Here is a 22,780-nt window from a genome sequence, read left to right on the forward strand (position 1 = left end):
GGGGTGACGCGGGTGACGCGGGTGACGCGGGTGACGCCGGTGCGGGCAGGGCGCGGGTGAGGCAGTCGGTCAGTGCCTCCTCGAGCAGGGCGTGCAGCGCGGCGGAGTCGACGTCGACGCGGCCGACGACCAGCAGCGCGACCAGCCCGTGCGCCGTGGCCCACAGCTGCAGCACATGCTGCTCGGGCTGCCGGTCGCCGGCGGCTGCGAGCAGCCCGGTCAGGACGTCGCCGACGGCCTGCCCCTCGACCCAGGTGTCGGCGGCGGGCATGCGCACGCCGCCCAGGCCGTACATGAGCTGATACAGGTCGGGTTCGGCCAGGGCGAAGTCGAGGTAGGCATGTGCGGCCCGCCGGATGGCCGCGACGTCTGTGCCGTTCAGGACGTCTGTGCCGTTCAGGATGTCCGGGACGTCCGTGTCGGACGCTCCGGCGGGGGATTCGGTCGCCGGCCGTCGGCCTGCGGTGTCCATCGTGTCGCGCAGCCGGGCGAACCCGTCGCGGATGAGGGTGAGCAGGATGTCGTCACGGCCGGTGAAGTAGCGGTAGGCGAAGTTCGCGGAGTAGTCGATGCGTTCCGCCAGCCGCCGCATCGTCACCGTCTCCCAGCCCTCGCTTCGCGCCAGTTCCCGCGCGGCGGACAGGATCGCCTCACGGGCGGCGGCGCGCTCCCGCTCCCGGCGCCGCCGCGCACGCGTCGGTGCCGGGCCGTCTGTGCCGTCCTGGTCGTCCTGCGCGTCGATCGTCATCGGTTGTCGGCGTCTCCGGTGAGCTGTGCGAAGAACGCCTGCCCGTCGAGCTGGTCCCAGTGCTCCACGGCCATGCCGTCGACCACGCGCCAGATGTCGATCGAGTGCATCACCACCGGGCGCCCGGTCGGTGGCAGGCCCATGAAAGGGCCCTGGAACGTCGCCCGGTAGGTGAATCTGCCGGCGACCCGGTCCCCGTCGACGAGGACGTCGTCAAGGCTGACCTCGGTGTCCGGGAACGCGGCGAACCACTGCGTCCAGAACGCCCGGTTCGCCTCGCGCCCGTCCTCGACGAACGCGTTGTGGTTGATGTAGTCCGCCGCGATGAAGCCGTCGACCGCGTCCGGATCGTGATCGTTCATCAGGTCGGCGAACGCGTGCGCGACCGTCCCGGGCCGCCGTCGCGTGCTGCTCGTGGTCATGGTTCCCCTCCGGCTGTCATGGTTACGCTGTAACCAGCGTGTACGCTGTAACCAGATCAGTCAAGAGTGAACGAGACAGGACGCGGGAAGCCTTACCGATCGCTGAGCGTGGCCGGTGCTGGGGTCATGGTGGCGACTGGATGACTCCGAGGCGTCATGTGTTACCGGAGAGCGTCGGTTCGCGGTCTGCGCCTCGTCGGACGGCGGGCTGGCGAATTCCGTCTGCTCAGGTTGTCTGCCAGGCGGTGAGGAGTTCGGCTGGGCCGTAGGTGGCGGTGAGGCCGGTGGCGGTGACTCCGCCGAGGCTGACCGCGACGAGGGGGAGCGGCTCGTCGGTGAGCGCGGCCCGGTATTTCTGTAGCACCGCGAGGTCGTGGTGGTCGAACGCGGAGCGTTCCAACCATTTGATGGAGCCGAGGAAGTAGAGCTCCTTGGCGACCGGTTCCCGGTCGGCACCGACGATGTCGATCTGAATGGTGTTCGGCCGGTTCCAGTAGGAGCCGACGGCCGGGGCGGCGGGCAGCGTCTGGTCGGGCAGCAGGCGGGCGAGGGAGTCGCGCAGGAGCGGTTCGACCGCCCGGCCACGCCAGGACGTCCAGCCGTCGCGGATCCGGGCCAGGGTGAGGTCGCCGCGGCGGCGTTCGATCTCCGGCAGGTACGGGCCGATGAACCGTAGCCAGAACCGCAGGTAGGGGTCGGTGACGCGGTAGCGGCGTTCCTTCGAGCGAGTGGTCCAGACAGGCAGTTCGGCTGCCACGATCCGTTTGCTGACGAGAAGTTCGAGCGAGCGGGCGAGACTGGTGTGCGCCATCACACCGGCCGCACGGGCGATGTTGGTGAACGCGCTTTCTCCGCTGCCGATGGCGGACAGTACGTCTCGGGCGTTCGCCGAGCCGGGGAACTCGGCGGCGAGCGAGCGTTCGGCGGAGACGAGCAGCGCGGAGACGGGATTCGCCAGTTCGGCGGCGAGAAAGGACCACAGATCCCCACCCGCCGGCCAGGCCGCGCAGATCAGCGGCAGCCCGCCGGTCACCAGTGCCGCGTCGAACGCCTCGGCCGGGCCCAGCCGCAGCATCTGCCCGACTTCGGCGGGGTTGAGCGGGCCCAGCACCATCTCCTGCCCGCGCTGGTGGAACGGCCGCCCGTACGAGCCCAACGCCTCCATCATCGACAGGTCCGACCCGATCAGCACAAGCAGTACCGGCCGGCGGCTGAGCTCCCGGTCCCAGGCGCGTTGCAGCACCCCCTCGAACGCGTCGACGCGGTCCATCAGGTACGGCACCTCGTCGATGACCACGATGCTCGGACGGTCGTCGGGGAGGATCCCGGCCAGTTGCCGCAGAGCCGCGCTCCAGTTCCCGGGCACCGAGTCGGTGAACACCGTCCGTTCCGGCAGCGTGGACGCGGCGACCGCCTCCCGCAGCGCTTCCAGTTCGACGTCGGCGGACGCTCCGGCGGCGGTGAAGAACACCGCGGGAACGCCGGCTCGGTCGACGAACTCCTCGACCAGGCTGGACTTGCCGATCCGCCGCCGCCCACGGACGAGAAGGCACCTGCCCGGCCGCGACGATCCGACCTGCGCCTCCACCTCCCGCAGCAGCCCGTCCAGCGTAGCCAGCTCCCGCTCCCGCCCCACAAAATCGACCATGGCCACCGTCCACCGGCTGGGATACTACCGCTGTTGATACTATCGCCAGCGGTAGTATCAAACGCCGCCCTGTCCTGACTGTCACCTCTGGCGGGTCCCTCCCTGTGCGCCGGGCAGGGCTGTTTGTCTGCTGCTGGGACGGCCGGTGGCCAGGATCTCGACGAGATCGCGCAAATTCATGATCTGTTGTGTTGAGCAGGGACGCTGGGGCCCAATCTGGGTGGGTGCTCATGTCGGGGTGACTGTGTCCGTCCTGGCATCTGGCCAGCAGGCTCTGTGTCGAGCAAGCGAGGGGCGTATGCGCACGCGGGCAATCATGATCAAGGGTTTAGCACGCAGTTGACCATGGAGATAGCACATAGATCACCTGTGAAACAGCACGCCGGTGAACCGTGATCCAACGCGACTGTGTCGGCGTGGTCGGTGACGGCCGCGAGCTCGTCCGGTGGCTGTCTCATCTCATCTTGGCAGGTGGGGTGTTTCCGACGGCAGATGGCCGTCCGCGTACGCTCGCATCCGCCGCTGTCCGTACTCGTTGCGGTGATCGTGACTGGAATTTGCGATCTTGCCTAAGAGTCATCGAATGCGGTCTGGATGGCCTGGCCGCAAGCTGCCTCTTGGCCGGTTGATCTGGTAATGCAAGGCATCTTTGCGGGCATAACGGGCAGTTGCTGCAACGGAGCCACGCTGAATGCCCTACCGTCACTCTACGGTCGCCCTATGCAGATATCCGCGGGCGGCCGCTTCGGGATCGCCCGTGCGGGATGTCACGTTCGCGGTCTGGAAGAATGCGCGTGAATCCGGTGCATGTCCGGGTTCCGGGATCCCCGTAGGGTGTCCCGAGCCGAGCTGACGTCCATGGAGATGCTGTGAGCGAGCAGGGCGACAACGCCGAATGGGACTTCACATCGGTGGTACCCGCCGATGACCAGGCGCCCTCGACAATCGACACGACCGTGCCGCACTCGGCCCGGATCTGGAACTACTGGATGGGCGGCAAGGACAACTACCCGGTCGACCGGGAGGCCGGCGACGCCTACGTCGCCGCTTTTCCCGGCATTGTCCCGCTGGCCAAGCAGTCCCGGCAGTTCCTCATCCGTGCTGTCAGCCACCTGGCCGGTGAGGCGGGCATCCGTCAGTTCCTCGACGTCGGCACCGGTCTGCCAACCCTGGACAACACCCATCAGGTCGCCCAGCGCATCGCCCCGGAATCCCGTGTCGTCTACGTCGACAACGACCCGCTCGTGCTGGCGCATGCCCGCGCACTGCTGACCAACACCACGCCGGAAGGTGTGACGACCTACGTCGACGCGGACTTCCACAATCCGGACCAGATCGTGTCCGACGCCAGGAACGTACTGAACTTCACCAAGCCGATCGCGGTCCTGTTCATGGGGGTACTCGGCCACGTCGCCGATTTCGACGAGGCCCGGTCGATCGTGGCGAGGGTGGTGGCGGCCGTCCCGTCCGGCAGCTACCTGGTGCTATGGGACAGCACCGACACCAGCGAGGGGTTCGACGAGGCCCAGCAGGGTTACGACGACACCGGCGCGGTCCCCTACATCCTGCGCAGCCCGCAGCAGGTCGCCCGTTTCTTCGAGGGCCTGGAACTCCTGGAGCCGGGCGTGGTGTCGATCTCGCTGTGGCGCCCGGACGCCAACAGTGCCGGCGAAGCGGTGGACGGCTACGGCGCCGTAGCCCGAAAGCCGTAGACGTCCACCCCGCCTCCGGCAACAGGAGAACGGACAACCGGGGGACCGGAGCACGCGCCCACGCTACCCGGTCCCCCCTTTACCGTCACCGCACCGAGCCGGGTCGAGGGTCTTCAGTTGGCTGACATGGCCGCGTCTGCGACCTTCCCCGCCTTCGAGCAGGACCAGTACGGCAACACCGAGGATCGGTATCTGCGAGAGTTGGCGCCTCGGCTCTACCGCTGACCTGGTCGGCCGATCACGTCCTACGGCCTCAAGGTCCACCCTTGGAACGAAACGACAGGAGCCGCCTACCCGTGGGCGGCGGCCCTGTAGGCGCGTCGGCCGGCTGAAGCCGCCTTCTGCGGGTGCCGCCGTTTCCGACAGCAGACGACCATCCGCGCGTTGTCCAATCTACTCTCATCCGCGCTCACAGAGAACCCACTCGGGAGAGGCAGACCGTGTCAGTAGCTCTCGACCCGATTAGTGATCTTCGCTAGCGGCGACGCTCTACGTCATCGACCGTAGTCTTGCACTCTCGCGACGGTGGCGGATACAGGACGGAGGATCCTCTGCGGAGGAGCGCCGAGGTCGGGTCAGTTGAGGGTCCGTCCGCGCGGAAGCACGCACGTGTTCGCGCAACGCCGGGAGGAGGAGGGCGCCGGCGCCGCACGCGCGGTCCCGGACGAGGCCCGGCAGTCTTGTCGCGCGGATCGGGTGACCGAGGGCTTGTCGGGTCATCGTCCACAGATGTTCGGCGAGCCCGGGCGGGGTGTAATGCCTGCCGTGCCGTGCCCGGACCTCTGATGGGAGAGCGGCCGCGGATGCGGCCCCCAGGCCCTCGCTCGACGTCAGGGCCGTGATGGAGGGATCCGGGCTGGTCTCGCGGGGAAGGGCCGGCGGCGTGGCGGCGACGGCGGACGTCACGTCCAGCCACCTGCCCGACAGGCCGGCCTCGCGGGCGCGGGCCGCCCACCAGCCCGGAACCGCGGCGAGCACGGCCGCCGCGGCGGCGGAAACCGGCCCGACGGGGTCGGCGTCAGCGACCTTCGCGTGGGAGCCTCGCGCCCCGAGGTCTCGTGCGGCAGCGGGTATGGCCACGATCCCGCGGTCTGCCGCAAGCCACCGACAAGTTGACGGGCGGTCCGCCAGATGATCGGACGAACTGGGCAGTCCCTGCAGGCGTATGTCCGTCTTCTGCTCGAGGAGGAGGCGGTCATGCTGACCACGGAGGAGGCCGCCGAGCAAGGCCCGCTCCATCGCGGCGCGAGGCACGGTGACCGCGTCCGACGTGGTGGATGCCGTCACCGAGGCACGCAACGCCCACCCATAATTGTTCTTGGTACCTCGGAGCCAGCCGACTTCCTGGTCGGCCCAGACGCGGTGACGGAGAAGGCGCGCACGGTGGCGGCCGGCGCGCGGCTGGCGGCTCCGTATGCGGTCGACCTCGAATCTGAGTTCGGTCATTTGGTTAGTACTGCAACGGCACTTGTGGCCAGTCGTGGCCGTAGCGCTTGTAGTGGCTTCGGCGGGCTTGCCACTGGCGGTGGCGGCGCCAGTCTGACCAGTACCCGACGGCCTGTTCGTCGGGGGACAGCGGGGTGAGCAGGGCGGCGTACAGGTGCCCGATCTCGGGCACGGTCAGCGGGATCAGTTCGCCGTCGCCGCCGCCAGCGGCGCCCCCTTTTGAGCCTGTGCTCGCATCACCGCGAGCCAGGCCAGGGCCAGCATGGACAGGGTGGTGTGCGCGTACCAGCCGCACCAGGTGCGGGCCTGATAGTCGTCCAGGCCGGTCTCGTTCTTCGCCTGTTGGAAGCATTCCTCCACCGGCCACCGCGCGCCGGCGACCCGGGCCAGCTCGGCCAGGCCGGTGGAGCGTGGGCCGTAGCAGATGTAGTAGGCGATCTTGTCGGGGTCGCGGACCGAGCGGCGGGCCAGCAGCCAGTGCCCGCGGCCGGGCCGCCAGCCGATCCGGATCGCCACGCGCGCCCAGTCGTAGACCCGGGGGCCGTGCGCGCCGTCGCCACATGAGATCCGTCGCCATGCCCGGGCCGGCAGCGCGGCCACCACCTGGTCGGCGCGGCCATAGCCGTACCCCTGGGCCAGGACGTCGTCGTCGCGGCGGGTGGCCACCACGTGGAACAGGTCGTGCTCCTCCAGCCACACCCGCAGGTACTTGACCTGCCCGTAGATCTCGTCGGCGGTGAACCAGGCCCACGGCACCCCGGCGTCGAGCACCCGCTGCAGCATGGTGATTGCGATACGGGGCTTGGTGGTCATCTCGGCCGTGTCGGGGATCCCGGCGGCCCGACACCGGGCACGATCCAAGGTCCACGACTCGGGCAGGTACAGCTCCCGGTCGATCAGCGCGTGCCCGTCCGCAGTGACGTAGGCGGCGAACACCCCGACCTGGCAGTTGTCCTTCTTGCCCGACGTGCCGGTGTACTGCCGCTGCACCCCTGCCGAGCAGGCTCTTTTCTTGATGAACCCGGTGTCGTCGATGACCAGCACCGCCTGCGGGGTCCCGAGGTGTTCGACCAGGTAGTCGCGGACGTCGTCGCGGGCCGCGTCGACATCCCAGTCGGCGGTCCGCAGCAGCCGCTGCATCCCGTCCGGCGACACCTCCTCGGCATGCTCGGCAATGGTCCAGCCGTTCTTGCGCTCCAGCTCGGAGAGCAGCCCCTCCAGATACCGGCGCATCCGCGCTCGGGGCTCAGCCCGGGCGAACCGGCCACCGACCCGTTCACATACCCGGTCAAGCTCGTCCCGCCACATCCCCACATCAACATCGTTCACGTCATGTACAACACCCGAGCAGCGCACACCCTGCCACCAAGTGCCGTTGCAGTACTAAGCCTCTTGTGAACCTCCCTTGAACACCTGGGGGAAGGCACGCGAGGAAGGGAAGGCGTGGTCAGGTCAGCCCGGGCCCGAGGCGTCATCGATCGTCCGGCCGCTCTGCCTCGCCGAGGGCCCGGAGATCTCGATGTGGCGGGGCTGGCTGCTGCGGGCCTTCGCCAGCCGGACGGCCAGCACCCCGCTGTCCAGGCTCGCCGTCACCGATTCGGGGTCGACGTCTCCGGGCAGCGTGATCTGGTGCTCGAAGTGGCGGAGCAGGTCAATGATCTATCCCCATGCCTGGTACGCAAGGCACACGAGCCAGTTCTCGCGGCCCCCGGGGATCTCGGGCGCACTCGGTTGGGTATCCGGCACGCGGGCAGTCTCTGAGAACGACCGCGTCGTTCGGGGAGACATCTTGGATGCTTTGCGCGGTGGTGCAACCACGACCCACGTCGGGTGGGGGCGATCGATATGTCACATGGTGATGGCGATTTCGCGACAGATGAGGACGGTGCCCGCGGCTCACGATCGAATGACCTTGGAGCCGGTGCTCCTCGAGCAGGGGTTCTCCACCACGGTGACCCGCGCCTCGATGATGCTCGGAGCGAGCGGGGGACGGACCGGGCGGCCGGGATCGGCCGCACGGTCGGGTCGCAGAAAGTGGTCGCCACCTTCAGTACCTACGCCGATGCCGAACGGGCCGTCGATCGACTTGCCGACCTTCACTTCCCGGTGGAGAGGACCGCCATCGTCGGCCGCGACCTGCACACGATCGAGAAGGTCACGGGCCGGCTGACCTGGGCGTCCGCGGCAGGCCGGTCGGCGCTCGCTGGTGCCGTCACGGGCGCGCTGATCGGCTGGATCTTCGGCCTGTTCAACTGGATCAATCCTGTCCAGGCAGCGGCGCTGCTCGCGCTCTACGGAGCCATCTTCGGCGCAATCCTCGGTGCTCTGATGGGCCTGCTGATGTACGCGTTCAGCCGGGGCCGGCGGGATTTCGTCTCCGTGTCGGCGCTGAGTGCCGATCGCTACGACCTGCTCGTCGATGCCGACGTGGCGGACGAGGCGGCCCGGCTCCTGGCGCAGACCGAGTTCGGCCGGCTCTCGTCCGCCGGGAGCGGCCGGAGCTGACATTGATCGTCCGTCGGCCCGGCACGCGCGGTGGCGCGTCGTGCGGACGTGTCGGCCTCTGCTCCGCCGTCTTGCACTGGTTCGCCGGGTGGCGGCGTGTTGCGGTCTTCGTCCGGCCGGTCCTAGCGTGGTCGTGAGGACTGCCGGGGCCCCGCCACTTCCATCAGAAGGCTCCCACCGGGAGGTCATCGTGGGTAAGGTAGTAGGAATAGACCTGGGTACTACGAACTCGGTCATCGCCGTCGTCGAGGGTGGCCAGCCGACAGTTATCCCCAATATTGAGGGCTCGCGCACGACGCCTTCGGTCGTTGCTTTCACGGAGAGCGGCGAGCGGCTGGTGGGTGAACTCGCCCGCCGTCAGGCGGTTCTCAATCCCAAAGGCACGATCACCGCGGCCAAGCGATTCATCGGCCGCCGGTACAGCGAGGTCACCAGCGAGCTGAAGACAGTCACGTACGACATCACCGCCGGGAAGGAAGACGCAGTACGGATCTTCGTTCGCGGGCGCGAGTACGCCCCCGAGGAGATCTCGGCGATGGTGCTCCGGAAACTGGCCGACGACGCCGCCAAGTTCCTCGGCGAAAAGGTCACCGAAGCCGTGATCACGGTGCCGGCTTACTTCAACGACGCGCAACGGCAGTCGACCAAGGACGCCGGCCGGATCGCCGGCCTGGACGTACTGCGCATCATCAACGAGCCCACCGCCGCCGCGCTGGCCTACGGGATGGACAAGAGGTCGCACGAGACCGTACTGGTCTTCGACCTGGGCGGCGGCACCTTCGACGTCTCCGTCCTCGACGTGGGCGACGGGATCGTCGAGGTGCGCGCCACCGCCGGCGACACCCATCTCGGCGGCAACGACTGGGACCGCCGCCTGGTCGACTTCCTTGCCGACGATTTCAAGAACCAGACCGGCATCGACCTGCGCAACGATCCGCAGGCACTGCAGCGGCTCTTCGAAGCCGCCGAGAAGGCGAAGGTCGAGCTTTCGTCCGTCTCCCAGACCCAGGTCAACCTGCCGTTCATCACCGCCGACGCGAACGGCCCGAGACACCTCAACACCACCATCACTCGCTCGCAGTTCGAGAAGATCACGGCCGATCTGCTCGAGCGGTGCCTGCCGCCGCTGCGCCAGGCGATGGCGGACGCGAAGGTCTCCGAGCAGGACCTCGACGAGGTGATCCTCGTCGGCGGCGCCACCCGCATGCCGGCCGTGCAGGCCCTGGTGCGCCGGCTGACCGCCGGCAAGGAACCCAACATGACGGTCAACCCGGACGAGGTCGTCGCCGTCGGCGCCGGCATCCAGGCCGCGGTCATCAAGGGCGAGGTCTCCGACGTGCTGCTGCTGGACGTCACCCCGCTCTCCCTCGGCGTGGAGACGCTCGGCGGCGTGAGCACGAAGGTGATCGAGCGCAACACCACCATCCCCGCGCGCCGGAGCGAGACGTTCTCGACGGCGGAGGACAACCAGTCGGCCGTCGACGTCGTGGTGCTCCAGGGCGAACGTGAGATGGCCGCCGACAACCGGACGCTGGGCCGGTTCCGGCTCGAGGGCATCCGACCCGCCCCGCGCGGCCAGGCACAGGTCGACGTCACCTACGACATCGACGCCAACGGCATCCTCAACGTCACCGCGAAGGACAAGGGCACCGGCGCCGAACAGCGGATCACCATCTCGGACAACACCAACCTGCCGCAGGACGAGATCCAGCGCATGGTCGCTGACGCCGAGCGCAACCGGGCCGAGGACACCCGGCTGCGCGAGAACGCCGACGCCCGCAACCAACTCGACACGATCGCCTACCAGGTCGAGCAGCGGCTCACCGAACTCGGCGACCAGGTCCCCGTGCACGAGAAGGCCCGCGCCGAACAGCTCATCGCCGACGCTCGCCGCGCGCTGGAGGAGCACGCCGACGTCGACCGCGTCCGGCCGATCATCAACGATCTCCAGCAGGTCCTCTACGGCCTTCCGGCTGTCGCGCAGCGCGAGGCGGCATCGACGGCCAGCGGCGGAGCTGGAGCCGGTGGACCGGGCGAGACCTCGGCCGGTGGGGACGACGTCATCGACGCCGACTTCACCACCCATGACGATGGGTGAGAACCGATCGGATGCCGAGCGGCCCGAGACCACCCCGGCACCCGACCTCGCCGCGAAACTCGAGCAGTGCCAGGCCAGCCACCTGCGGACTCTCGCCGACTTCGACAACTACCGTCGGCGGACCGGACGCGAGATCGGCGCCGCGAAGGCAGCCGAGCGGGATCGTGTGGTTCTCGCGTGGGTGCCGGTGCTGGATCACCTCGAGCTCGCCCTCTCGCACACGGACGCCGACCCCGACTCGCTCGTCGACGGGGTACGCGGGGTACGCCAGCTCGCTCTGGGCGCGCTGCGGAACTCCGGGGTCACTCGACTCGACGACGAGACCGGCGCCTTCGACCCGACCCGTCACGAGGTCGGCGCCGTCGTCGACAGCGGCTCAACGTCCCGTCCGCCCCCGGCGGGCACCGTCGTGGAGGTGCTCCGGCCGGGCTACCAGGCCGACGGCCGCGTACTGCGTCCCGCGTCCGTGGCCGTGAGCGCCGGACCGAAACCGAACAGCGGAGCAAGATCGAATAACGGGCCAAGGCAGGATACCGGGTCAGAACCAGGAATGGGACCCGGACCGGATACCGAGCCGGAAGCATCGTGACATGAGCAGCGGCCGGACCACGAATCGGGCCAGCGAGGACTTCTACGAGATCCTCGGGGTCCCTCGGAACGCCGACGCTGACGCGATCCAGCGGGCGTACCGGAAACTCGCCCGCCAGTACCACCCCGACGTCAACTCCGATCCTGGGGCCGAGGAGCGGTTCAAGGACCTGTCGGAGGCGTATGACGTGCTCTCCGATCCCGACACCCGGGCGCGCTACGACCGGTTCGGCGGAGATTTCCGCCGGATGCCCGAAGGCGCCGAACGATGGGCAGGCGCGGGTGGCGGGGCGCGTGCCGGCGCCGGTGGCCCGGGTTTCCGGTTCGAGGGGTTCGAGGGGTTCGACTTCGAGGACCTGTTCGGCGGTATGGGCGGCGGATTCTTCCGCGGCCGAGGCCGGGCGGGACCGGTGTCCGGTGCCGACCAGGAAGCCGAGATCGAGGTCACCCTCGCCGAGGCCTACCGAGGCGGTCGGCGCAGCGTCACCCTGGCGGGCCCGACCGGACCCCGCGAGGTCCAGGTCACCATCCCGCCCGGAGTGATGCACGGGCAGCGGCTGCGGCTCGCGGGCCAGGGCGGGCGCGGCCGGGACGGCGGGGATCCGGGCGACCTCTACCTCGTGGTGCGGCTGGCGCCCGGCCCCCGATTCCGGGTCGAAGGCCGGGACGTGCACACCGATCTGCCCCTCGCGCCGTGGGAGGGCGTGCTTGGCACGAAGGTCGCCATCACCATCCCGGACGGCGAGCAGGTGATCGTCACCGTCCCGCCCGGCAGTTCCACCGGCCGCAAGCTCCGCCTGCGCGGCAAGGGCCTGCCCCGCTCGGCGCGTGGTTCGAGGCGCGGTGACCGCGCCGGCGACCTCTACGCGCACGCCCGAATCATGGTCCCGGCCAACCCCACTGCGCGGGAGACGGAGCTGTTCCGCGAGCTCGCGGAGGTCTCGTCCTTCAACCCCAGGGAGAGGTCATGACGACGCTGCTCGTGCGCGCTAGCGCCCGTACTCAGGGCCTCGACCTCGACGCGTTCTGTGTCGCGGCGCACCTGCATCCCGACCTCGTCCGACGGCTGGTGACGCTGGGTCTCCTCGACGCGGAGATCGACCCCGCCGGCCACTACACACTCGCGGTGACGGCGGTGGCACGCGCCGGCCGGATCGAACGGCTGCGCCGCGACCTCGGCATCACCTACACGGCGACCGGGGTCGTGCTCGACCTGCTCGACCGGATCGACGAACTCGAACGGCTCCTCCGTGCCCGACCCGCCCGAGGCGAGGTGCATCCATGGACATGAACAAGCTGACCGAGAAGTCCCGCGAGGCTCTTGACGCCGCGCAAGCTCGAACGGTGCGCCTCGGCCATGCCGAGGTGGACGGCGAGCACCTGCTGGCCGCGCTGATGGAACCACCCGAGGGACTGGTGCGCCGCCTGCTGATCGCCTCGGGCGGAGATCCGGCCGCGGTCGCCGAAGTGGTCGAGAACGAACTGCGGCGCCGGCCCAAGGTGTCCGGACCCGGCGTGCGACCCGGCGAGGTGTATGTGACCCAGCGGCTGTCCCGCCTGCTGGACGCCGCCAGCAGGGAGGCCGGTCGGCTCAAGGACGAGTACGTGTCGGTCGAGCACCTCCTCCTCGCCCTCGTCGACGAGGGACAGTCCAGCGCCGCCGGCCGGATCCTCGCCCACAACGGCCTCACCAGGGAGAAGCTGCTCACCGCGCTGACCGAGGTCCGCGGGAACCAGAGGGTGACGTCCGCGAACCCCGAGGCCACCTACGAGGCGCTCGAGAAGTACGGCCGCGACCTGGTCGCGGAAGCCCGCGACGACCGGCTCGACCCGGTCATCGGCCGCGATTCCGAGATCCGCCGGGTCGTGCAGATCCTCTCCCGCAAGACGAAGAACAATCCGGTGCTGCTCGGCGACCCCGGGGTCGGCAAGACGGCGATCGTCGAGGGCCTCGCCCAGCGCATCCACCGGGGCGACGTACCTGAGGGACTGCGCGACCGGACGGTGTTCCAGCTCGACCTGGCGGCGCTGGTCGCCGGAGCCAAGTACCGGGGCGAGTTCGAGGAGCGACTCAAGGCGGTTCTGAGCGAGGTCAAGGCGGGCGAAGGCCGGATCCTGCTGTTCGTCGACGAGCTGCACACCGTCGTCGGCGCCGGCGCGGCCGAGGGGTCGATGGACGCCGGGAACATGCTCAAGCCGATGCTCGCCCGCGGCGAACTGCACCTCATCGGCGCCACCACCGTCGAGGAGTACCGCAAGCACATCGAGGCGGACGCCGCCTTCGAACGCCGCTTCCAGCCGGTGCTGGTCGACGAACCGACGGTGGAGGACACGATCTCGATCCTGCGCGGACTGCGCGAACGGTTCGAGATCTTCCACGGCGTGCGGATCCAGGACGGTGCGCTGGTCTCGGCGGCGGTGCTGTCGCACCGCTACATCTCCGACCGGTTCCTGCCCGACAAGGCGATCGACCTCGTCGACGAGGCGTGCGCCATGCTCCGCACCGACATCGACTCGATGCCCACCGCGCTCGACGAGATCACCCGCAAGGTCACCCGGCTGGAGATCGAGGAGGCCGCGCTGGCAAAGGAGAACGACCCGGCCAGCGTCGCCCGGCTCGACCAGCTCCGCAAGGAACTCGCCGACCTGCGCGCGGAGGCCGACGCGATGCGCGCACAGTGGGAGTCAGAACGGCAGGCCATCCGCAAGGTCCAGGAGCTGCGCGAGGAGATCGAGCACGTCCGCCGGCGCGCAGACGAAGCCGAGCGTGCCTACGACCTCAACACCGCCGCCGAGCTGCGCCACGGCCAACTCCCGGAACTGGAACGCCGGCTGGCCGCCGAGGAGGAACGTCTGGCCGGCCGCCAGCACGGGCAACCGCTGCTGCGTGAACTGGTGACCGAGGAGGAGATCGCCGACATCGTCTCCCGCTGGACCGGCATCCCCGTCACCCGGCTCGTCGAGGGCGAGCGCGAGAAGCTGCTGCGCCTCGACGACATCCTGCACCAGCGGGTGGTCGGCCAGGACGAGGCCGTCAGCCTGGTGGCGGACGCCGTCATCCGCGCGCGCTCTGGTATCAAGGACCCCCGGCGCCCGGTCGGGTCGTTCATCTTCCTGGGACCGACCGGCGTGGGGAAGACCGAGCTCGCACGCACGCTCTCCGAGGCGCTGTTCGACGCCGAGGAGGCGATGATCCGCATCGACATGAGCGAGTACCAGGAGCGCCACACGGTCAGCCGGCTGATCGGCTCTCCTCCGGGCTATGTCGGTTACGAGGAGGGCGGCCAGCTCACCGAGGCGGTGCGTCGCAAGCCGTACTCCGTGGTCCTCTTCGACGAGATCGAGAAGGCGCATCCGGATGTGTTCAACACGCTCCTGCAGGTCCTCGACGACGGCCGGCTGACCGACGCGCGGGGCCGAACCGTGAACTTCACCAATACGGTGATCATTATGACGTCGAACATCGGCTCGCAGTGGCTGATGGACGCGGTGACGCCCGACGGCGAGATCGAACCCGAGGCCCGGGCCCGGGTGATGGCCGACCTGCGGGAACGATTCCGCCCGGAGTTCCTCAACCGGCTCGATGAGATCGTCCTGTTCAAGCCGCTGACCCTGGCCGAAATCGAACAGGTCGTCGACCTGCTCGTCGAGGACCTGCGCCGGCGGCTCGTGGACCGCCGGATCACCCTGGAGATCACCGAGCCGGCCCGGTTGTTCATCGCCCGCGAGGGGTTCGACCCGGTCTTCGGCGCCAGGCCGCTGCGGCGGTTCATCCAACGTGAGGTCGAGACCCGGATCGGCCGGGCACTGGTCGCCGGCGACGTCACCGACGGCTCCCGCGTCACCGTCGACCTGATCGAGGGCCACCTCGCTGTCACGCATGACGTGCCCGCGATGCAGCGGGGATGACGGCCGCGGCGGCGCGGCGCGGTACTCAGCCGCGGATAGACACCCCCGGCGGGTCCTCGGTGACTCCGCCTACGGCACCGCCGAACCACCACTACCGGATTTTGGTAGCTCGTAGGATCTGGCGGTGTCGCCGCCTCCGGTACGGCCGATCCCGGTCCACCGCGTTTCCCCACCGGGCCGCGCTGATCACCGCCGCGGAGGCCGTCGACCGCGGTTCACCCGCCCGCCTCGAGATCGGGATGGTCAAGACCCGCGGTGCCGCCCTGCTGCACGACGTCGTCGACCGGAGCCGTCCAGGTTCACGGCGCACTCGGCCTCACCCCCGACACACCGCTGGCACACCGTCCGAGCGGGCATCAGCCCAGAGCGTCGGTGATCGGCGCGTCCGTCCCCATCGTCACGATCAGCTTCCGGTTGGCGAACTCCTTGATGCCGAGGTGGGACAGCTCCCGGCCGTAGCCGGACCGCTTGATGCCGCCGAAGGGCAGTTCCGGCTCGGATGACGTCGGATGGTTAATCCACACCATCCCGCTCTCGATCCGGCTGGCGACTGCACGCGCCCGGGAGATGTCGCTGCTGAACACCGCACCGCCGAGACCATAGGGCGAGTCGTTCGCCAAGGAGACCGCCTGGTCATCGTCCTGTACCCGATAGACGACCGCGATCGGTCCGAACAGCTCTTCGCGATGGGCGCGCATCTTCGGCGTCACGCCGACGAGGACCGTGGCTTGCACGAACGCTCCGGGGTGGTCGACGCGCCCGCCGCCGACGACCGCGGTCGCTCCCTTGTCCAGCGCGTCGCGGATCTAGTCTACCAGCGTCTGGGCGGCCTGCTCGGAGCACACCGGTGCCAGCGTGGTGGCCTCGTCAACGGGGTCGCCCGGAACCAGCTCGAGCATCCGTTCGGCCAGCGCGGTCACGAACCGGTCGAATACCTCGGATATCACGATCATCCGCTTAGCGCTCACGCAGCTTTGCCCCATGTTGTGCAGGCGGCCGATCAGGGCCGCTTCGACGGTGCGGTCGAGGTTGTTGTCATCGAGCACGATGAACGGGTCGCTGCCGCCCAGCTCGAGGACGCTCTTCTTCACGTTTCGGCCGGCGGTCTCACCGACGCTGACCCCGGCCCGGTCGCTTCCGGTCAGCGATGCGCCCCGAACGACATCAGACTCAATCACCCGGTAGACCTCGCGGCCGGGAACCAGGAGGTTGGTGTAAAATCCTCGCGGCGCACCCGCGTCGGCGAACAGCTGCTCGACGGCTAGGGCCTGTTCTGAGTCCGGATCACAATCGGGGTGTTCGTCCTTCGCTCGGGTGCTTCGGCTGGGTAGCACGGCTGTATGACGCGTGGTGAGCTGACCGACGGTGAATGGGAGTTGATCGAGCCGCATCTCCCGCTGGGGACGTCCGGACCGATCCCTGACCTGCGCAGCTGTTTCAACGCGGTGATGTGGAGGTTCCGTACCGGTAGCCCCTGGCGGGACGTGCCCGAACGCTACGGCTCCTGGTCGACGATCTACGACCGGTTCCGCGCGTGGGCGCGGGACGGGGTCTTCCAGTAACGCGCCGGTGTCATAAACAACCGTGCGCATTATCCGGCTGCCTGCCAGGGTTCGTCGTCGAACAGTCCGGCCTCTGCGAGGAATGCGCGGGCGCGTTGCCGGAACTCTTCGGGCAGCTTGCCGTGTTCGCTTTCGTACTCGGCGACCAGTTCCTGTGCGGTAGCCCTGCCGGCGGCATGCAGGGTGGCTGCGCGGGCTTTCTCGACGGCGGCCTCGGTCAGCCATGCGGATACCGGCTTGCCTTCTTCCGCGGCCGCTGTCTTGATCGCCTTCTCGACCTCGGAGGGCACCGAGATCGACAACTTGCGTACACCCATGATCCTAGTGTAATGCCTGGTAGGAAGATCTTCCTACCGTATCCAGTGGTCCTGACGAGGTCTGCCGATGGGAAGTGGGGCCGTCGACGTGGGGGCGGAGGGCGTTGGGATCCGGGAGATCGACGGAACGGGGGTGGGTACCGATACGCTCATCGTCGTGCTGAGAACGCTCGACCTGCGTGGAAGTCTGCCGTCACCGCCACGGGTGCGCGGGCTGCTGCCCCGCGCCGCGCTGGACGTCGACGCCGCGCTGGCAGCGGTCCGCCCGGTCTGCGACGACGTGCGCGACCGGGGGGACGCCGCGGTCCTCGACGCGGGGGAGCGGTTCGACGGGGTGCGGCCGCCCTCGGTCCGGGTTGCCGCGGACGCGCTGGCCGCCGCGCTGGACGGCCTCGACCCGCGGGTACGGGACGCCCTTGAGGAGGCGATCCGGCGGACCAGGCTGGTGCACCGCGCCCAGCGCCGCGAACCGGTGACCATCGACGTGGCCCCGGGCACCAGGGTGACGGAGCGTTGGATCCCGGTGCAGCGGGTCGGACTCTACGTGCCGGGCGGGCGGGTCGCCTATCCCAGCAGCGTGGTGATGAACGTCGTGCCGGCGCAGGAGGCCGGGGTCGCCTCCCTGGCGCTGGCGTCGCCGCCGCAGGCGGAGTTCGGCGGTCTGCCGCATCCGGTGGTCCTCGCCGCCGCCGCGCTGCTGGGCGTGGAGGAGGTGTACGCCGCCGGCGGCGCCCAGGCGATCGCGATGTTCGCCCACGGGACGTCCAGCTGCCCGGCGGTGGACGTGGTGACCGGGCCGGGCAACATCTACGTGACCGCGGCGAAGCGGCTGCTGCACGGCCTGGTCGGCGTGGACGCCGAGGCCGGCCCGACCGAGGTCGCGATCCTCGCCGACGACACCGCGGACCCCGCCCACGTCGCGGCCGACCTGATCGCCCAGGCCGAGCACGACCCGATGGCCGCCTGCCTGCTGGTCACCCCGTCGCGAGACCTGCTCGACGCGGTCGAGACCGAACTCGACAAGCAGGTCGCGGTGACCCGCCATCGGGAGCGGGTACGTACGGCGCTGACCGGCCAGGGGGCGGCGGTGGTGGTCGACGACGTCGACGCGGGCCTGGCGGTGGTCGACGCCTGGGCCGCCGAACATCTGGAGATCCAGACCGTGGACGCCGCGGCCGTCGCCGGCCGGGTCCGTAACGCCGGGGCCGTGTTCGTGGGGGCATGGGCGCCGGTGTCGCTGGGGGACTATCTCGCCGGCTCGAACCACGTCCTGCCGACGGGCGGTACCGCCCGGCACAGCAGTGGGCTTTCGGTGTCGGCGTTCCAACGGCAGGTTCACGTGGTGGAGTGTGACCGCGAGGCTCTCGCCGAGGTGGCGCCCAGGATCGCCGCGCTCGGTGGCGCCGAGGATCTCATCGCCCACGTCGACGCGGTGGAGGTGCGGCTGCGATGACCACAACAGGATCGGGATCGGGATCGGGACCGGCGAGCGGAGCCGGGCCGGCGAGCGGAGCCGGGCCGGTGACCGGACCAGCGGGCGGATCGCCGAGGGGATCAGGGTCGGACGGCGCGGTCGCCGGCTGGCCCGCCACACCCGCCGCCGGCCGTAGCCGCCCGGTGCGCTCGCCCACGCTCGACGAGCTGCCGCTGCGGGACGATCTGCGCGGCATGGTGCCCTACGGCGCGCCGCAGCTCGACGTCCCGGTGCTGCTCAACACCAACGAGAACCCGCACCCGCCGTCCGCCGGGCTGGTGGACGCGCTGGGCAAGGCCGCCTCCCTCGCCGCCACCGAGGCCAACCGCTATCCGGACCGCCAGGCCGAGGCGCTGCGCGCCGACCTGGCCTACTACCTGACCCCGGACGCCGGTTTCGGCCTGCGCACCGACCAGGTGTGGGCGGCGAACGGGTCGAACGAGGTGCTCCAGCAGCTCTGCCAGGCCTTCGGCGGGCCGGGCCGGGTCGCGCTGGGGTACGAGCCGTCCTATTCGATGCACCGGCTGATCGCGGTGGCGACCGCGACCGGCTGGGCCGGTGAGCGCCGCGAGCCCGACTTCACCCTCGACCCGGACGCGGTCGCCGCGGCGATCCACCGGCACCGGCCGTCCCTGGTCTTCCTGGCGTCGCCGAACAACCCCACCGGCACCGCGCTGCCGCTGGAGGTGGTGCTGGCCGCGTGCGCGGCGGTCGGTGAGACCGGCTCCGGCATCGTGGTCGTGGACGAGGCGTACGCGGAGTTCCGCCGCGCCGGGGTCCCCAGCGCGCTGGCCCTGCTGCCGTCCCAGCCGCGGCTGGTGGTCACCCGGACGATGAGCAAGGCGTTCGCGCTGGCCGGCGCCCGCATCGGCTACCTTGCCGCGCACCCGGCGGTGGTCGACGCGCTGCAGCTGGTGCGCCTGCCGTACCATCTGTCGACCTTCACGCAGGCGGTCGCGCGCACCGCGCTCGCGCATGCCGACGAGCTGCTCGCCACGGTCGAGGCGGTCAAGGCGCAGCGTGACCGGCTGGTGGCTGAGCTGACCGGGCTCGGCTGCGCGGTGGCGCCCAGCGACGCGAACTTCGTCCTGTTCGGCCGGTTCACCGACCAGCGGGCGGCGTGGCAGGGGCTGCTCGACGCGGGCGTGCTCGTCCGGGACGTCGGCCTGCCCGGCTGGCTGCGGGTCACCGCCGGTCTGGCGGGCGAGGTCGACGCCTTCCTGACGGCGACCCGCGCGCTGCTGGCCGAGGGGGCCACGGCGCTGGCGCCCCCCGCCGCCGCGCCGACGGATCCGGCCTCCGCAGCCGCGGCGCCCGCTACCGCAAGGCCTGCCACCGCGACGTCCACCGACGCGAGGCCCACCGTCGAACTGCCCTACCTCGGGGAGGAGTGACCAGGGATGGGTCGCACAGCCCGCATCGAGCGCAAGACCCTGGAGTCGCACGTCGTCGTCGAGCTGGATCTCGACGGGGCGGGTGTGTCGTCGTCGTTCACCGGGGTGCCGTTCTTCGACCATATGGTCAGCCAGCTCGGCAAGCACGGCGGTTTCGACCTCACCGTCCGCACCCGTGGTGACCTGCACGTCGACGCCCACCACACGGTCGAGGACACCGCGATCGCCTTCGGTGACGCGCTGCGCGAGGCGCTCGGTGACAAGTCCGGGATCCGGCGTTTCGGGGACGCCCTGGTGCCGCTGGACGAGGCGCTGGTGCAGGCCGCGGTGGATCTTTCCGGCCGTCCGTACTGCGTGGTCGTCGAACCGGAGCTGATCGAGCTCATCGGCACCTACGACACGACGCTGACCCGGCACGTCTTCGAGTCGATCGCCGCGTCGGCGCGGATCGCTCTGCACGTGCGGGTGCTGTCGGGCCGCAACGCCCACCATGTGGTCGAGGCTCAGTTCAAGGCGGTCGCGCGGGCGCTGCGGGACGCGGTCGCGCTCGACGGGCGGGTAGCCGGCGTGCCGTCCACCAAGGGCGTGCTGTGACGGGGAGGGGCCCGCGGTGACGGGGCCGCGGGTGGTCGTCCTCGACTACGGGTCGGGGAACCTGCGCAGCGCGCAGCGGGCGCTCGCCCGAGTCGGCGCGGACGTGACCGTGACGGCCGACCTGGCCGCAGCCCGGGCCGCGGACGCCCTGGTGGTCCCCGGGGTGGGCGCCTACGCGGCGTGCATGGCCGGGATCGACGCGGCCGGCGCGGCACCGGTCATCCACGAGCGGGTCGCCCAGGGACGTCCGGTGCTGGGGATCTGCGTGGGGATGCAGGTCCTCTACACCCTCGGGGACGAGCACGGTGTGCGCACCCGCGGGCTCGGTGTGCTCGCCGGGCAGGTCCGCCGGCTGGCCGCGCCGGTCCTGCCGCACATGGGCTGGAACACCGTGGTACCACCGGAAGGGACGGTGCTCTTCGACGGCCTGCCCGCGGGCACCCGCTTCTACTTCGTCCACTCGTACGCGGCCGAGCCCGCGCCCGGCGACACCGTGGCCGAGCACGGCGAGCCCTTTGCCGCGGCGGTGGAACGCGGCCCGCTGTACGCCACCCAGTTCCACCCGGAGAAGTCCGGGGACGCGGGCGCGCACCTGCTCACCAACTGGTTGCGCACCCTGCGCTGACCCATGGCCACCAACCGGTGGCCACCAGCCGCTGGCCGCCGGTCCGCGGCTCCCGGTGTCAGGACGTGTGCCCAGGGCGCGTCAGTCGTGACGAATTTTGATCATCCGGACGGCTTTGGGCTCGCCGCCCGCGACCGGTATCCGGACCTCGAGGATACCGTTGTGGTAGGTGGCGGCGACCTCCTCCTTCTTCACCCCGGGCGGCAGGGTGACCGAACGGGTGAGCGAGCCGTAGCGGAACTCGGAGCGGTAGCGGCCGGTGGCCTTCTCCCGGCGCTCCTCCCTGCGTTCGGCGTGCACCGACACCTCCTTGTCGGACACGGTGACCTCGACGTCCCGGTCCGGGTCGATGCCGGGGAGTTCGGCGCGCACCACGTAGGCGCCGTCCTCGGCGTACTCCTCGACCCGTACGGCGTCCTCCCGCAGGCCCAGCCGCCGTGCCGCCCGCGAACGCCCCTCCTGTGACCACGGCCGGCCGTGCGGCCCCGGTGACCGTTCCTGGCCGGTGTGCTCGCGCCGAATCAGTACCGGACGGCTACTCGCTTTCACGGCTGCTCCTCGTTCCCTGTCGGTTTCCTGTCGCTTTGTCGATGGTTTCCTGTTACTTGTCGATAGTTCCCTGTTGTCGGTTCCCGGTAGCGCTGTCGATTCCTGGCCGATTACTGGCCGGGATCCGTAGAGCTGGTCGGGATTCACCCACATCTCCAGCCTGCGCCTTGTCGCCGGGGTCCGCCTCCCGGCCTTCGGCGGATGTTCGCGCCGTTCCGCCCGACAGCCCGCGGGCAGCCCGCGGAAGAGCAACAGCGGAAGAGCAACAGAAGAAAGCGGGACGCGAGGCAGGACGGAACGACACGAAGCAAATACGGGGAACAAGAGGGAAAAAGCATCCGGAAACCGGGAGGAAAGCCAGCGGAAGCCCGGCGGGCCGCAAAGGGCGGAAAACGGTGGCCGGCGGCTCATCGGGTGGCGCGGCCGCGGCTCGTACCCGACGCTGGTGAAACCAGCCGCCGGGACGCTGGTGCAACCAGCCGCCGGGAGGTGCGCAGATGAGATATGCCGGGAGAGCGCTCGCCGCGCCGGCGGGAGCCGTGACGGGCGTCGCCACCGGGCTGCTCGCGCGGCCGCGACGCATCAGCCGCGGGATCAGCCGCAGGATCGGCCGTGGGATCGGCCTGGTCCGGGAGCGGGCCGCCCGTCGGCTCCGCTACCTGCGGGGATGGCTGCGAGGGCTGCGTTACCGGCTTGCCGGAGGCCGTCCCGACCCGCGGGTAGCCGATGACATCCTCGCCGACCGGGTGCGTTCCCGGCTGGGCCCGGTCACGCGCGGGCTCGACGTCCCACGGGTGCACGTGACCGTCCGCGATCACGTTGTCATCCTGCACGGCGATGTCGCCACCGCGGCCGACACCATCGCCGTCGAGGAGGCGGTCTGGCGGACCTCGGGGGTCGAGGGGGTCGTGTCGATGCTGCACGAGGGGCTCGTCCGCGGGGACACCCGGCCGTCCGAGGGTGTGCTGGTCCCGGTCCGCTCCGTCATGCTGCGGCGGCTGTTCGACGCCGCGCAGCGGGCGGGCTGCGAGCCGCGGACCGTCCAGCCGGCGGTGCACGCCGTGCTGGCGACGTTCTTCGAGCGGCTGCCGGCCGCCGAGCGGCGGCACGTCGCCTCGCATCTGCCCGCGGACGTGCGGGCGCTGACCGTGCCCCCGCGGCGGCGCGGCCGGGCCCTGGCGCGCCTGCG

Annotated in this window: 20 protein-coding genes and 1 pseudogene; 13 read left to right on the forward strand and 8 right to left on the reverse strand. The window is 70.1% G+C overall.

The genetic code is table 11. The annotated features are described in order from the left end of the window. The 3 genes from NBW84_RS05205 to NBW84_RS05215 all read right to left on the reverse strand — a co-directional run. Positions 1 to 748, reverse strand: a 748-nt coding sequence (locus NBW84_RS05205) for a TetR/AcrR family transcriptional regulator (RefSeq protein ID WP_250282204.1), incomplete at its 3' end; no start/stop codon positions are given. After that, positions 745 to 1,170 carry an ester cyclase gene (locus NBW84_RS05210; RefSeq protein WP_250282205.1) on the reverse strand — a complete coding sequence of 142 codons (426 nt, stop codon included), beginning with the start codon at positions 1,168 to 1,170 and terminating at the stop codon, positions 745 to 747. The genes NBW84_RS05210 and NBW84_RS05205, both read right to left, overlap by 4 nt. 226 nt (positions 1,171 to 1,396) lie before the next feature. Beyond that, positions 1,397 to 2,818: an AAA family ATPase gene (locus NBW84_RS05215; protein WP_250282207.1), complete on the reverse strand. Its 1,422-nt coding sequence runs from the start codon at positions 2,816 to 2,818 to the stop codon at positions 1,397 to 1,399. Between the two features lie 911 nt (positions 2,819 to 3,729). Here NBW84_RS05215 and NBW84_RS05220 point away from each other — a divergent pair. Then, positions 3,730 to 4,530, forward strand: coding sequence for an SAM-dependent methyltransferase (locus NBW84_RS05220; RefSeq protein ID WP_445548395.1), 801 nt, complete (start codon positions 3,730 to 3,732; stop codon positions 4,528 to 4,530). Positions 4,531 to 6,159: 1,629 nt separating this feature from the next. Here NBW84_RS05220 and NBW84_RS05225 read toward each other — a convergent pair. Both NBW84_RS05225 and NBW84_RS05230 read right to left on the reverse strand, forming a co-directional pair. Continuing rightward, positions 6,160 to 7,284 carry an IS701 family transposase gene (locus tag NBW84_RS05225; RefSeq protein ID WP_250282232.1) on the reverse strand — a complete coding sequence of 375 codons (1,125 nt, stop codon included), beginning with the start codon at positions 7,282 to 7,284 and terminating at the stop codon, positions 6,160 to 6,162. A gap of 144 nt (positions 7,285 to 7,428) precedes the next feature. Continuing rightward, positions 7,429 to 7,635, reverse strand: coding sequence for an Hsp20/alpha crystallin family protein (locus NBW84_RS05230; RefSeq protein WP_445548640.1), 207 nt, complete (start codon positions 7,633 to 7,635; stop codon positions 7,429 to 7,431). Positions 7,636 to 8,010: 375 nt separating this feature from the next. Here NBW84_RS05230 and NBW84_RS05235 point away from each other — a divergent pair, with 375 nt between their 5' ends. The 6 genes from NBW84_RS05235 to clpB all read left to right on the forward strand — a co-directional run bounded on the left by NBW84_RS05235 (position 8,011) and on the right by clpB (position 15,076). Then, positions 8,011 to 8,481 carry a general stress protein gene (locus NBW84_RS05235; protein ID WP_250282213.1) on the forward strand — a complete coding sequence of 157 codons (471 nt, stop codon included), beginning with the start codon at positions 8,011 to 8,013 and terminating at the stop codon, positions 8,479 to 8,481. Positions 8,482 to 8,671: 190 nt separating this feature from the next. Beyond that, positions 8,672 to 10,579: a molecular chaperone DnaK gene (gene dnaK / locus NBW84_RS05240; protein WP_250282214.1), complete on the forward strand. Its 1,908-nt coding sequence runs from the start codon at positions 8,672 to 8,674 to the stop codon at positions 10,577 to 10,579. Beyond that, the gene (locus NBW84_RS05245; RefSeq protein WP_250282215.1) at positions 10,566 to 11,168 is read left to right on the forward strand and encodes a nucleotide exchange factor GrpE; all 603 of its coding nucleotides are present in this window, start codon (positions 10,566 to 10,568) and stop codon (positions 11,166 to 11,168) included. The genes dnaK and NBW84_RS05245 overlap by 14 nt, the downstream gene beginning before the upstream one ends. Position 11,169: 1 nt before the next feature. Then, positions 11,170 to 12,138 carry a DnaJ C-terminal domain-containing protein gene (locus NBW84_RS05250; protein ID WP_250282216.1) on the forward strand — a complete coding sequence of 323 codons (969 nt, stop codon included), beginning with the start codon at positions 11,170 to 11,172 and terminating at the stop codon, positions 12,136 to 12,138. Beyond that, positions 12,135 to 12,458, forward strand: a complete 324-nt coding sequence (locus NBW84_RS05255) for a chaperone modulator CbpM (RefSeq protein ID WP_250282217.1) — start codon at positions 12,135 to 12,137, stop codon at positions 12,456 to 12,458. The genes NBW84_RS05250 and NBW84_RS05255 overlap by 4 nt, the downstream gene beginning before the upstream one ends. Continuing rightward, complete coding sequence (gene clpB / locus NBW84_RS05260) at positions 12,449 to 15,076, forward strand: ATP-dependent chaperone ClpB (protein ID WP_250282219.1); 2,628 nt, start codon at positions 12,449 to 12,451, stop codon at positions 15,074 to 15,076. Before NBW84_RS05255 ends, clpB begins: the two co-directional genes overlap by 10 nt. A 356-nt stretch (positions 15,077 to 15,432) precedes the next feature. On the opposite strand, the pseudogene NBW84_RS05265 reads toward clpB, so the two are convergent. Beyond that, positions 15,433 to 16,350, reverse strand: a pseudogene (locus NBW84_RS05265) (aldehyde dehydrogenase family protein); the annotation flags it as partial. A gap of 66 nt (positions 16,351 to 16,416) precedes the next feature. On the opposite strand from NBW84_RS05265, the gene NBW84_RS05270 reads away from it, so the two are divergent. Further along, entirely contained in the window at positions 16,417 to 16,638 is a 222-nt protein-coding gene (locus NBW84_RS05270) for a transposase (RefSeq protein WP_250282221.1), read from the forward strand. Between the two features lie 29 nt (positions 16,639 to 16,667). Here the strand turns inward: NBW84_RS05270 and NBW84_RS05275 are convergent, their stop codons facing one another. Next, positions 16,668 to 16,955, reverse strand: coding sequence for a hypothetical protein (locus NBW84_RS05275; RefSeq protein ID WP_250282222.1), 288 nt, complete (start codon positions 16,953 to 16,955; stop codon positions 16,668 to 16,670). A gap of 157 nt (positions 16,956 to 17,112) precedes the next feature. On the opposite strand from NBW84_RS05275, the gene hisD reads away from it, so the two are divergent. From hisD to hisH, 4 genes are read left to right on the forward strand one after another with little or no spacing between them, the layout of a single operon-like run. After that, positions 17,113 to 18,408 (forward strand): histidinol dehydrogenase, encoded by a 1,296-nt coding sequence (gene hisD / locus NBW84_RS05280; RefSeq protein WP_250282234.1) that lies wholly within the window; start codon positions 17,113 to 17,115, stop codon positions 18,406 to 18,408. Beyond that, positions 18,405 to 19,823: a histidinol-phosphate transaminase gene (locus NBW84_RS05285; RefSeq protein ID WP_250282223.1), complete on the forward strand. Its 1,419-nt coding sequence runs from the start codon at positions 18,405 to 18,407 to the stop codon at positions 19,821 to 19,823. The genes hisD and NBW84_RS05285 overlap by 4 nt, the downstream gene beginning before the upstream one ends. A 6-nt stretch (positions 19,824 to 19,829) precedes the next feature. Beyond that, positions 19,830 to 20,417, forward strand: coding sequence for an imidazoleglycerol-phosphate dehydratase HisB (hisB, locus tag NBW84_RS05290; protein ID WP_013873786.1), 588 nt, complete (start codon positions 19,830 to 19,832; stop codon positions 20,415 to 20,417). A gap of 16 nt (positions 20,418 to 20,433) precedes the next feature. Then, the gene (gene hisH, locus NBW84_RS05295; protein WP_250282224.1) at positions 20,434 to 21,042 is read left to right on the forward strand and encodes an imidazole glycerol phosphate synthase subunit HisH; all 609 of its coding nucleotides are present in this window, start codon (positions 20,434 to 20,436) and stop codon (positions 21,040 to 21,042) included. An 81-nt stretch (positions 21,043 to 21,123) separates the two neighbouring features. Here the strand turns inward: hisH and NBW84_RS05300 are convergent, their stop codons facing one another. Then, complete coding sequence (locus NBW84_RS05300; protein ID WP_250282225.1) at positions 21,124 to 21,591, reverse strand: Hsp20/alpha crystallin family protein; 468 nt, start codon at positions 21,589 to 21,591, stop codon at positions 21,124 to 21,126. A gap of 497 nt (positions 21,592 to 22,088) precedes the next feature. On the opposite strand from NBW84_RS05300, the gene NBW84_RS05305 reads away from it, so the two are divergent. Beyond that, positions 22,089 to 22,780: BON domain-containing protein (locus tag NBW84_RS05305; protein WP_250282228.1), on the forward strand; the 692-nt coding region annotated here is incomplete at its 3' end.

It is taken from the genome of Protofrankia sp. CiP1_Cm_nod2, assembly GCF_920664355.1.
Taxonomy (GTDB): Bacteria; Actinomycetota; Actinomycetes; order Frankiales; family Frankiaceae; genus Protofrankia.